This window comes from Curtobacterium sp. MCBD17_019, assembly GCF_003234555.1.
Taxonomy (GTDB): domain Bacteria; phylum Actinomycetota; class Actinomycetes; order Actinomycetales; family Microbacteriaceae; genus Curtobacterium.
In genome coordinates this window covers 19,464-30,652 of sequence record NZ_QKTT01000024.1, presented here as the reverse complement: position 1 = coordinate 30,652, position 11,189 = coordinate 19,464, and the positions used below count along the sequence as shown (strand labels likewise).

Genomic DNA, 11,189 nt, shown 5'->3' with positions numbered 1-11,189 from the left:
CGCCACAGCGCGGCGACGGAACTCCTCAGGCTTCGCAGCAGGCATCACGGACTCCTTCTCCGGGACGATCATCGCCCCAACTCAGGTGTCCGGGAAACCCGGGACAGGTCACTCCCCGAGAGAGCACGCCGTGTTTCACGCGTCTCGGCAGCCGTACTACGGCTCCAGCGGCCCACAGCGCGAGCCTTCCGCACCGACATCGTCGTTGTACCCGCCAAACTTGAAGACAACAGGAGCGAGGCCTGATGGGACGCCTCCGCCCAGCCCCTAGCCCTGACGTCGAAGCACTGATCGCCGCCGTACTTCGCCTCGATTCGGTGCCTCTCAGCCCCACCGCAGTTGAGCAGAGCGGCCCCGCCCGCGCTGCGCTGACTGCCGTCCGCGAGTGCCGAGAGAGCCGCACCGCCTCCCGTGCGATCGACGCCCTCCCACCGTCCGAACGCAGGAACGCACGCAAACAACTGATTGCAGCCGCCGCACTCCTCGCCCGTCGGTCGATACGGGCGCTGGCATCCGAGCAATGAACCCAACAGCCCCCGCGTGCACTCGCAGGAGTGAACGCGGGGGCTTTGGAAGGCGATCGGCAGAGCGCCAAACGGCGTCCTGACCCCTCTTGCTCTACGCCTCCCCTATCAGCGCCCCAAACCGCTCCCTGAGCATTGGGAACGCGAGGCTCGCTGTCCTGCTCAGCGCAGCGTTCTCTTTTGCCCAGTGCGCCAGGTCTCTCAGGTCAGCGTCATCAAGCGCGATGATGAAGCCGTTTCCGTCCACAGCCGTATCTCGACACCTCTGTTCGAACAACGCACGGTCGCTGATCGATCGACAAACCAGGAAACCTATCCGCCCCCTGTTGTTCGAGAACCGACCAATCAGCTGGTCAAGTTCGGGATTCGCGGGGTCTGCTGCATAGTTCTTACATTCAACGACAATCGTGGCGGCGTCATAATGCATCGCGAGCCAGTGGAAGAATCCCCGCGGAGCAATATTGTCATAACGAATGTCCAACCGCTTTCTGCCACCGTGGAGGGGTGCCTCCAATCGCATATTCCCAACGGCAGCATCGAAGACAGCAGTGAGGATCGCTGCTGCTGCACGATGATAGGACGTCGCGCCCCCGCGGCCGGGTAGGATCGAACCGAGAGGCTCTAGAAGCTCTTCAAAGTCCACTGCGGGAGCCCCAGTGCGCTCCTCAAAATCAGGATTCGTGTACGGAGGATAAGCACTCCCGCTGACACCCTCACGCATCTTTTCGAGCGCTTGCGGGCGCTTTTGAGTCTCTCGCTCGGCCGCAGCCTTATCGTCGCCGTACTTCTTCGCCACATCCTTGAAATAAACCCGCTTGCGCTTGTCCTTCAAGATCTGCACCAGCGATGAGTTCGCATCCATCTCTTCCTCAACTAGGAGAGGGCGCAGATAGTCGCGATAATAGGTGCCAAAGTTGGTGATCAGTTGAGAGCGGACGATTGACTTCGGCACGAGGATGAGCTTTCCCTCAGGACCTCGCGGCAATAGGACCGTGCTACCAACCCAGTCCAGTGCATCAGGGTCCCACATCCACCCTGACCACTGCTCACTCATTTCCACGCCATGCAACTCGCACATATCTTGGGTGTAAGAAATAAGAGGACCACGAATGATGCTGGTCGTCATATCACTTACGAAATCACGATCGATCCCCCGAATAAACAGGGCCGTTTCTTCCAGATCCTGAAGAAGGCCCGTTTTCGCAGCCGCGCTACTTGCTAGTGCGTTCACGATCTCCGCCCTCTTGGCCGGGCCGATTCCCCGCCCTCGCGAGGGGCCGACGCTCTGGCCAAGGTGCGTCTCGTTGGGCTCGGAGCCCAGTGCCCGAACGAGATGCGCAATGCGTTCCTTGTCGGCTGCCTTAATTGCAACTAGCAATTCATGAAAATAGGATTGCAGAAGCCCCTCGCACGCTTCCGACCACTCTCCCCGCTGATTTCGAATTGCCCGCGGGTCAATGTAGACAGGGACGTCATTTGTCGTGTCGATATCGACAAAATCTAGTTGCCCCTGATCCAACTCGAGAGCAAACTGATCAGAAAATCGCATACGACCCCGCTGTCTCGCGCCACCATTCGGCGCAGTTCTTGAGCATCCTACAGTCTTCGGGCGTCGAGAACGTGTCGCCCGAACGGGGGGCTTTCGCGCTGACCTCTACCTCTTCCTTATCCTTCTGCGCGTCGGCAGATGGCGGAGCACCTCGCAAATCTGTTCGAAGCGATCAGGCAAGACATCATCATTGACAACCTCAGAGGGCGCTGGAGGAAATGTTCGGTCGCAATCCCGAAGGACGCCGAGGGCGAACTCGGCACAGGCCGTCCCCACGGCTCTCATGCGTACCGCTACGCCGCGACGCTTCGCCCCACGCGGGATGCTGACAGGGCCCACCCGGAGTTGGCGGCGAAGGCGAAGCTGAGAACATGGCAGGCCGCCGACCGACCGCTACCTCCCCCCGATCACCGGCACCCCGTTTTCGCTGAGCCCCGAGGCGTACGGCGAGCCCGTGATCGGGGCGGGGCTCCTGCCCGTGGACCCATGGGTCCAGACGCCCGACGACCTGTTCCGCGTCATCGGCGAGGCCGTCTCGCAGACGCCGGACGCCGTCCTCGTCCGCTGGGAGCGCGACGACGGCCTGAAGCTCGACGCATGGGTTTGGCGCGCGGCCGTCAAGCACCGCGCCCGGACATGACGAGAGGCCCCCGCCCGAGTGATCGAGCGAGGGCCTCTGTCTGTTTGTCCCTAGCGGCGGCGAGCGCCTCGGAGCGCCGTCACCAGCGCCACGAGCGAGACGGCGAGCGCCGCCAGGGACACCGCTACTGTCATCGCTTCCATGCGTACATCATTTCATAAGCGGTAGCGCGTGGGGACGGCTAGGGCCATGCGTCCTCATGTGCCATCTGGGTCGCTCGGCCATCTTGATGGATTGCTCGCTCCCACCCCTCCTCAACGCAGCCGAAGGATGTCGGCGGCGGTCCTATTGCTCGCCGTTAGCTCGCCCCTTTCTGCCGAGTACACGAACAAAGCCGCTCCCACTCGATCTGCGAATTCGATGGCCCCCGCGGAGTAGCCGGATGACGTGAAAAACATCGCACGCTTGGCTTCGGCCATCGCGACGCCGTAGATGTTCTGAACCTCAGGGCGGCCAACGTTGGTCCCAGCCGAATAGTTCTTCACCTGAGCCACCCAGTCAGCCTGCTCCACGTCAATACCGCCATCGTTGGATAGCTGCGTGACCTGTGCCCCATCAAGGCCCATCCAGCGCATCCACGACGCGGCTAGCGATTCCGCGCCGGCGTGCGAGACACCGTAGGGCTGTGGAGCGGGCCTGTCGGAAGGACTGACCGCTGATTGAGGCGCGGAGTTGAACCCGGCGCGAACCCGCTTGTTGTGGCGGGCGCGCAGAATCCAGACGATGATGCAGATGGTTGCGGGGATGCCGAAGATCGCGGTGGCGACGTTCTGCATGACGTCGTTGATGCTGCCAAGTGCTCCCGAAACCACGAACAGCACGATGCCGGCGATCGCAATGTTGCGAACCGGCTTCAACCCCGTCGAATCTGCGGGGGCCTGACGATCGTCGACTGACATAGGTGTCTCCTGGTAGCGAGTTGCGATCATCGTCGCACGAACCAGCGACGTGCCGTACGCCACAGGCCGGTCGCTGGCGTGGCGCTCCGGTGGCGCCAACGAGGACCACCACCGAGGGAGAGCGCTAGTTGCCGCTGTCCCTCTCGTTCACCTCCACATCCCGTGTATTCACAGAACGAGCAGGAGACGCAGCCGCCAGAATCGCGACATGGTCACTCTTGAAACAGCTAAGCCCGAGGATGCAGTCGGTGGGTTCCACTATGACCACGACGTCTCCGGTCGTCTGGTATCACTCGGAGAGTGGCGCGTCACAACCGCTTCTTCGGAGGTCGCCGATAGCATCCTTCAACTCTTCGGAGGCGGAAAGCCGCGAAACTGGGAGACAGAAGGCAGTGACGCGATCGAGGTCTTAACGGGCGCTTCCGCGATCGAGATCATCGTCGAGGGTGCGAGCAAGCTCCGTCGGCGCATGATCCACCGGGGCAGAACAAGTACGTACGTGTTCGGTTACGACGGTTCAGTCGAACTGAGCGACGTGGACCGATCGCGCCCGACCGGGTGGGAGCCTGAAACCGAGCTGACGTTCCGGCTTGCCAGATCGCCAGGGCTTGGGACCTTCTGGTTGCGATCCCGCTCGTGGAGCATGGCGAACGACCTCGCGCGGAATCAGACAGAGGACCGGCTGGCTTCGGCCTCCGGCGCGACGCTGGCCCGCCTCGCGCTCGTGCCAGTGTCTTTCATCGCAAAGAGCGGGCCACGAGCCGGCGACCGCGTCAACTACACCTGGCCGGCGCTCACGCTCGTCGAAGCGTCGTAGCGGTTGGCGTAGCGGTTGGCGTATCAGGAGGAGAGGCCGTACCCAAGGAATTTGGGTACGGTCTCTGATCAGGTGTTTCTCGGTCGGGCTGACAGGATTTGAACCTGCGACCCCTTGACCCCCAGTCAAGTGCGCTACCAAGCTGCGCCACAGCCCGAGAGCCCGACGAGCGGACTCTGGTGCCGCTCCGACCAGAGCGACCCGACAAGCATAGCGGACCCGCGCCTCCCGGCCGCGCACGCCAGCCAGCGGGCGCTCGGCGGGCCGGACCGTCGGGGAGGACCGTCCTCAGCCGCGGAGGAACGAGGCAGCTCTCGCGCCCCACCCCCGGATCGTGTCCGGCGTCTCAGCGACCTCGAGCGTGGCGGACGGCAGCAGCTCGGCGAGCCGTTCGGCCGTGCTCACCGGATGCCCAGAGTCCGTCGCCCACGGCAGCAGCAGCGTCTCGTGTCCGATCGTGGCGACGACATCGGCACCGGGGAAGTCCGACCCGGCGGCGCCGCGGAACACCGACGGCAGCAAGTCCGCACGCACATCGGGGTCGCGATCGAACGCCCACCCGCCCTGCTCCAGGATCGGCACCGACGGAGCTGCCGCCATGGCACGGCGCCACCCGTCCATCCCCTCGCGTTCGACGAGGTCGGCACCCGCCCGGTACAGGTTCCCCTGGTTGGCCCGTGTCCCCCACGCCGTCGGCGGGATGCTGAGCACGAGGCGACGGAACCGTTCTGGGCGTCGCGTGGCTGCCCAGATGATCGTCGCTGTGCCCATCGACGCACCGATGGCATCAACTGGTGCATCCGGCGACACGGCGTCCGCGAGCGCCAGCAGGTCGTCGGCGAGCGCCGCCCATCGGTAGTCGGACGGCTGCGCACGACCGGTGGAGACCCCGTGGCCGCGAGCGTCGTACCGGACGAGGCGGGCGTCCGCGGCGACCGCGGACCAGTCGAACACGCCCTCGGCGTCCTCCGCCGCCCGGCTGGCGCCGAGGCCGTGCGCGACGATGACGACGCGGTCACCGGCGCCCGAGATGTCGTACGCGAGCCGGGAGCCGGGGATGTCGAGGTGTCGATCGCTCATGCCACCACGGTAGGACGAGTCCGCGACGAGCGCCGTGCCTCCCGACGGATCCTGTGGACTCCGGTGGAGACTGGAGCGCATGTGGACGGGGACCTTGGAGTTCGACCTGCTGCTCGGTGATGTGCATTCCCTCAAGGAGAAGCGTGCGGTCGTCCGTCCCATCGTCGCGGAGCTCCGCCGCCGTTTCGCCGTGAGCGCTGCGGAGACCGACCACCTCGACCTGCACCGCCGCGCGGGCGTCGGGCTGGCGGCCGTGGCTGCCTCCGCCGGGCACGTCGTCGAGGTACTCGACGCGGCCGAGCAGTGGATGGCCGAGCGGCCGGAGGTCGACCTGCTGTCGGCACGACGCCGCCTGATCAGCTCCGAGGACTGATCCCACAGAGCGCCTACCCGCCTCGTTGTCCACAGGATGGCCGGGAGGCCCAGGTGTTGTCGGCCCCGCCTGTCACCATGGAGTGGTGACCAGCGATCCCGCCACCGTCGTGGCCCCGTCCGAAGCCCTCCGCGCCGAGGCGCTCGAGGCGCTGCACGCCCTGACCGGGCGGCAGGACGCCGTGTTCCACGACGGCCAGCTCGAGGCGATCAGTGCGCTCGTCGAACACCGGCAGCGTGCGCTCGTGGTGCAGCGAACCGGGTGGGGCAAATCGGCGGTCTACTTCCTCGCCACGTTGTTGCTGCGGCGCCGCGGCGCCGGTCCGACCGTCCTCGTCTCGCCACTGCTGGCGCTCATGCGGGATCAGGTGGCGGCCGCGGCACGGGCCGGCGTTCGAGCGATGGCGATCAACTCGGCGAACGCGCACGAGTGGGGCGACATCACCGCCGCGCTCCGCGCCGACGAGGTCGACGTGCTCCTCGTCTCCCCCGAACGCCTCAACAACCCGCGCTTCCGAGCCGAACAGCTCCCGACCCTGGTCGAACGGCTCGGCCTGCTCGTCGTCGACGAGGCCCACTGCATCTCCGACTGGGGTCACGACTTCCGCCCCGACTACCGGCGTCTCGCCGACCTGATCCGAGCCCTGCCGGACGGGGTTCCCGTCCTCGCGACGACCGCGACCGCGAATGCCCGGGTGGTGGCCGACGTCGAGGAACAGCTCACGGTCACACCGGACGCGCCGGTGTTCACGATCCGGGGTTCGCTCGCGCGAGCGTCGCTGCGTCTCGGTGTGCTGGACCTTCCAGACGCGCGTGCTCGCCTCGGGTGGCTCATCGCGCACCTGCAGGACCTGCCGGGCAGCGGGATCATCTACACGCTGACGGTGTCGGCGGCCGAGGACATCGCTCGCCTCCTCCGCGAGGCCGGCCATGCCGTCCGGGCCTACACCGGTCGCACCGACGCCGAGGAACGCGCGCAGCTCGAGCAGCAGCTGAAGGACAACGAACTCCGCGCCCTCGTCGCCACGAGCGCCCTCGGGATGGGATTCGACAAGCCGGACCTGGGGTTCGTCGTCCACGTCGGGGCGCCGTCCTCGCCGGTCGCGTACTACCAGCAGATCGGGCGTGCAGGTCGGGCCACCCCGAACGCCGACGTCCTGCTGCTCCCCGGTCGCGAGGACCGCGAGATCTGGCAGTACTTCGCGAACGCCTCGATGCCGTCCGAGGACCGTGCGAACGCCGTGCTCCGGCAACTCGAGCGGGATCGGGCGTTCTCGACGGTGGCGCTCGAAGGCCTCGTCGACATCAAGCGATCGACGCTCGAGCTGTTGCTCAAGGTCTTGGACGTCGACGGCGCGGTCCGCCGCGTGTCCGGCGGCTGGGTCGCCACGGGTGAACCGTGGCAGTACGACGCCGAGCGGTACGAACGAGTCGCGCAGGCGCGCATCGCCGAGCAGGAGTCGATGATCCGGTACGAGCACGCGACGACGTGCCGGATGCAGATGCTGCAGCAGGACCTCGACGACCCGACGGCGGAACGCTGCGGCCGCTGCGACATCTGCGCAGGCGCGTGGTACCCGACCGCTGTGGCTGCAGGCGCCTCGTCCGAGGCGGCTCGCACGCTCGACCAGGTCGGCGTCGAGATCCCGCCGCGACTCCAGTGGCCGTCCGGGATGGACCGGCTCCACGTCCCCGTCAAGGGCAAGATCACTCCAGCCGAACAGGTCGCGACGGGCCGGGCCGTCGCGCGCCTCACCGACCTCGGCTGGGGCGGCCCGCTCCGCGCGCTGTTCGCGCCGGACAGCGCCGACGCCCCGATCAGCGCGGAGCTCATGCAGGGCTGCGTCCGCGCGCTGCGCGACTGGCCCTGGGAGGCCCGACCCACCGGTGTCGTCGCGCTTCCGTCACGGACGCGACCGCTCCTGGTCGCTTCGCTCGCGGGGGAGCTCGCGCGGATCGGCAAGCTGCGGTTCCTCGGGACTCTCGAGCGAACGGGCGGCACCATGCGCGCGGACGGCGCGACGAACAGTGCGTATCGACTCGCCGGCATCTGGGACAGCGTGCGCGTCGGACCTGACCTCGGAGCCGCGCTCGAGGAACACCACGGGCCGGTGTTGCTCGTCGACGACCTCGTGGACAGCCGGTGGACCATGACCGTCGCCGGACGCGTGCTGCGGCAGGCCGGAGTCGAGCAGGTCCTGCCATTCGCACTCGCTGTGGTGGCCTGACCGAGCACCCGGAACGCCAGCGCGGACGGATCCAACGCGAGCCGCATCAGCTCCGGCTGCCTCAGCTCCGTTCCCGTCGGCTCCTGGTCCGCGGCGCGGGCTTCGGGAACGCGGCGCGCATGTGGTCCGACGTCAAGAAGTCACCGATCCCGATCATGAGCAGCGAGAACAGGATCTGCTCGACGACCATCCAGAACGGGTACAGGCCGGGGATCGCGGCGATGACGAGCGTGACGACGGGGAAGATCCTGCTGAACAGCCGCAGCCGTGAGTACGCCCAGTAGTACCCGAGCTGCGCCCGCCACGCGAACACGGAGAGGGTCAGGGTGATCAGGAGCACAACGGTCGCCCGGAACCACACTGCCCATGGAACGGCGACGCCGGCCCGTGTGAGCACGACCGCGATGACGATGGCGGTGAGCCCCACGAGTGTCTCGGCCACGAGGAGCCAACGGATCCATCGGAACGCGCGCACCGTCCGCGGATGCCGCCGCATGTCCTCACCGATCACGTACCCGGCCTGACGCCCACCGGCGAGGCGGTCGAGGCGCAACCAGCACCACGCCCGATCCGCGAGCGCTGCGAGTCCGTGCAGACCGTTGCGCTGGCCGTGGCCGAGTGCACCGCCGTGCGACGCCTGCGTCATCCTCGTTCTGCCCTCCGGGTCGATCCCGAGCATCAATGGTGCCGCATCGGTCGCTGAGAGAACGGTTCACACGGGTGGTCGAGCGACCGGCGACGCGAGCCAAGTGTCCGCACGACCCCCAGCACGATGACCGGCCGCACGGCACGGCACGGCACGGCAGCGATGCATCAGTAGGAGTCGCCGGGCAGCACACCCCCCGGCAGCACGACGCACCGCGAGAACGAGTCGATCCAGATCGCCGTCGGGTCCGAATCCGGCCCGGGTCCGATCAGGTACTGCTCGTCGTGGGGCAGGGTCAAGGTGACCCCGCGATCACCGGCAGCGTCCGTTCGTATCGACACGACGCCGTCTCCGGCCTCGACGAGCGCCCGCCGGATCATCTCGACCGCAGGGCGGACCTGATCGGCGTCATGCAGGTACACCCACGTCCGGCCCGTCCAGGATTGTCGGCCGTCGGCGCAGCTCAGGAATGAGCCCTCATCCAGCGACCGCGTGCGGTCGACGAGTTCGGCGGGGACGAGATCGGCGATCTGGTGCTCCCGGCGCTGCACGCCGGCCTTGACCTCAGCGATCGTCGGTTCGCCCGGGGTCCTGGTCGGCGTGGGTGGCGAGGGTGGTTGGATCACGGCGCAGCCTCCGAGTGCGGTCAGTACGGCGATCGCGCAGACGGTACCGGCGAACGAGTTCGTCAGCGGACCGGTCAACGCAGCACCTGCCGGTCGAGGTCCTGGAGGAGCGGGCGGTTGGCCGGCGCGTTCGACGCGACCAGCGAATGGTTGCTCGTGAGGGCACCGAGCTCTGCTTCGACCCTCGCCGCGAGCCCGGGTGTGCGATCCGCGGCGTCGTCAGCGGGGCTGCGGTAGTACGGACCGTGCTCGAACGCCGGCTCGTGCCGCGGGTTGACACCCTGCCAGACGGCATCGAGCACGGGCGCCTGGAGCACCTGCAGGACGTCGTTGTACGAGTAGTCGAAGTACTCGGTGGCCGGGTCCGCGCGCCAGTCCAGCGGCATCCCCGCACCGGAGAGGGAGACGACGGCGTCGTACCGACTTCCGGCGACCTCGGACGCGGCGACGTTCGCCAGGCCCCAGCTGTGTCCGATCGCCGTCGACCGGGCAGCGGCGAGGACTGGGTCGGACTCAACGCCGCGGGTGAACGACGCCAACTGTCGGCCACTGCGGAGCGCGAAGGCCGTGTCGTTGGCCTCGATCACGAAGCCCTTCGCGGTCGTTGTCCCGTCGGGCTCCACGACTCCGGGGAATCGGCCGTCCTTGTACACGAACACGACCGCGTCCTCCTGGTGTCGCCTCGACAGGTACGCGGGCACCTGCCGCACTCCCCCGCCGTACATGGCGTCGAGGTTGGTGAAGGTCCCGGGCACGTAGGTGATCACGTGCCTCGTCGCGGGGCTCGGCGTCCCGAGGACCTCGATGATGCGGCTGTGGTCGATGTCCAGCAGGTACGTCCGTCGACGTCCGGCCACGACGAGTGCCAGGTACGCGCGTTCCGCGTCGAGCTGGGCGATGCGCTGTCGGAGGTCCCCCTCGCCGCGGCGGCCACGCGCGACGAGGGCGGCACGCTCATGGTCCAACCGACGGATGCGGCGCACCGCCACGTGCCGGTTCGCGGCGACGCGCGCCTCCACCGGGACCCCGTCGCGCGACCCGAAGAACGACGGCAGTGCTGCGAGCAGCGCCGACTGGACGGCCGTGGTGCCATCACTGGCGCCCATGCTGTCCCAGCGGCGCCTGACCGCGTCGGCGCCGCCGGAGAAGGCAGCCCGCACGAGCGCACGGTGCGCGTCTGCGTAGGACCTCACCTGCTCAGGCGTCATCGCGGCGAGCAAGGCGACGAGGTCCGTGGCCGATGCCGCCACGCCTGCGCGCCGGACCACGGCGTTCGCATCGTCAGCGTCGTGCAGCGCCTCGACGAAGGCGCCGTCGAGGCGACGCCTCCGGACGCGGAGGTCCTCAAGCGCCGATTCCACGTCTGCGCGCTCCCGTTCGGCGAGCGCCGCCGTGTCCTCGGCACGAGTGCGCTGCTGACGGAGGTCCGCGAGGTCCCCGGGTTCACCCGCACCGAGTGCCGTGACGCGGTGGAACTGGTCGTCGAGGTCCAGGAGCCATGTCCGCTCGGACCCGATGGTCGCCTCGGCCTCGGCGAGCTGACGGAGGGCTTCGCGCTGTTCCTCCTGGATCTCAGCGACGCCGTCGGCGTACCGGGCGAGCGCCGTTTCGTGGAACTGGAGACCGGCCTCCAGGACGAGTGCCGAGGCCAGGACGGACGGCACGGTCGCGGCGAAGGCGTCCGCGGCCGACCCCGCCCATGCGGTGTGGTCGAACTCGGTTGCCGAGCGGACGGCGCGGACCGCAGCCGAGGTGGCACGCAGGACCGCATCACGGTTGCGCGCCAACGATCGGAGCTGACCTGGGTC

General features: G+C 67.6%; 10 protein-coding genes and 1 tRNA gene. 4 read left to right on the top strand and 7 right to left on the bottom strand.

Annotated elements, in window-relative coordinates:
- Positions 1-618 precede the first annotated feature (618 nt).
- A complete protein-coding gene (locus DEI82_RS16045; protein ID WP_146242951.1) occupies positions 619-2,073 on the bottom strand; it encodes a hypothetical protein in 1,455 nt (484 codons plus the stop codon).
- A gap of 478 nt (positions 2,074-2,551) precedes the next feature.
- On the opposite strand from DEI82_RS16045, the gene DEI82_RS15375 reads away from it, so the two are divergent.
- Entirely contained in the window at positions 2,552-2,713 is a 162-nt protein-coding gene (locus DEI82_RS15375; RefSeq protein ID WP_181435250.1) for a hypothetical protein, read from the top strand.
- Positions 2,714-2,967: 254 nt separating this feature from the next.
- Here the strand turns inward: DEI82_RS15375 and DEI82_RS15370 are convergent, their stop codons facing one another.
- Positions 2,968-3,612: a restriction endonuclease gene (locus DEI82_RS15370; RefSeq protein ID WP_181435249.1), complete on the bottom strand. Its 645-nt coding sequence runs from the start codon at positions 3,610-3,612 to the stop codon at positions 2,968-2,970.
- 208 nt (positions 3,613-3,820) lie between these two features.
- On the opposite strand from DEI82_RS15370, the gene DEI82_RS15365 reads away from it, so the two are divergent.
- Complete coding sequence (locus DEI82_RS15365; protein WP_111037510.1) at positions 3,821-4,429, top strand: hypothetical protein; 609 nt, start codon at positions 3,821-3,823, stop codon at positions 4,427-4,429.
- An 83-nt stretch (positions 4,430-4,512) separates the two neighbouring features.
- On the opposite strand, the gene DEI82_RS15360 is transcribed toward DEI82_RS15365, so the two are convergent.
- Together DEI82_RS15360 and DEI82_RS15355 are read right to left on the bottom strand one after the other, a co-directional pair.
- Positions 4,513-4,586 (bottom strand) — tRNA-Pro (locus DEI82_RS15360).
- A gap of 131 nt (positions 4,587-4,717) precedes the next feature.
- Entirely contained in the window at positions 4,718-5,509 is a 792-nt protein-coding gene (locus DEI82_RS15355) for an alpha/beta fold hydrolase (protein WP_111037516.1), read from the bottom strand.
- A 79-nt stretch (positions 5,510-5,588) separates the two neighbouring features.
- Between DEI82_RS15355 and DEI82_RS15350 the strand changes: the two genes are divergently transcribed.
- Positions 5,589-5,882 (top strand): DUF503 domain-containing protein, encoded by a 294-nt coding sequence (locus DEI82_RS15350; protein WP_111011354.1) that lies wholly within the window; start codon positions 5,589-5,591, stop codon positions 5,880-5,882.
- An 82-nt stretch (positions 5,883-5,964) separates the two neighbouring features.
- Positions 5,965-8,109 (top strand): ATP-dependent DNA helicase RecQ, encoded by a 2,145-nt coding sequence (locus tag DEI82_RS15345; protein WP_111037509.1) that lies wholly within the window; start codon positions 5,965-5,967, stop codon positions 8,107-8,109.
- Positions 8,110-8,170: 61 nt separating this feature from the next.
- Here DEI82_RS15345 and DEI82_RS15340 read toward each other — a convergent pair whose 3' ends face one another.
- The 3 genes from DEI82_RS15340 to DEI82_RS15330 form a co-directional block, all read right to left on the bottom strand.
- Positions 8,171-8,755 (bottom strand): hypothetical protein, encoded by a 585-nt coding sequence (locus DEI82_RS15340; RefSeq protein WP_258372101.1) that lies wholly within the window; start codon positions 8,753-8,755, stop codon positions 8,171-8,173.
- A gap of 167 nt (positions 8,756-8,922) precedes the next feature.
- On the bottom strand, positions 8,923-9,381 hold the full coding sequence (locus DEI82_RS15335; protein ID WP_146242950.1) for a hypothetical protein: 459 nt from the start codon (positions 9,379-9,381) through the stop codon (positions 8,923-8,925).
- Positions 9,382-9,455: 74 nt separating this feature from the next.
- The gene (locus tag DEI82_RS15330) at positions 9,456-11,168 is read right to left on the bottom strand and encodes a hypothetical protein (protein ID WP_146242949.1); all 1,713 of its coding nucleotides are present in this window, start codon (positions 11,166-11,168) and stop codon (positions 9,456-9,458) included.
- Positions 11,169-11,189 lie beyond the last annotated feature (21 nt).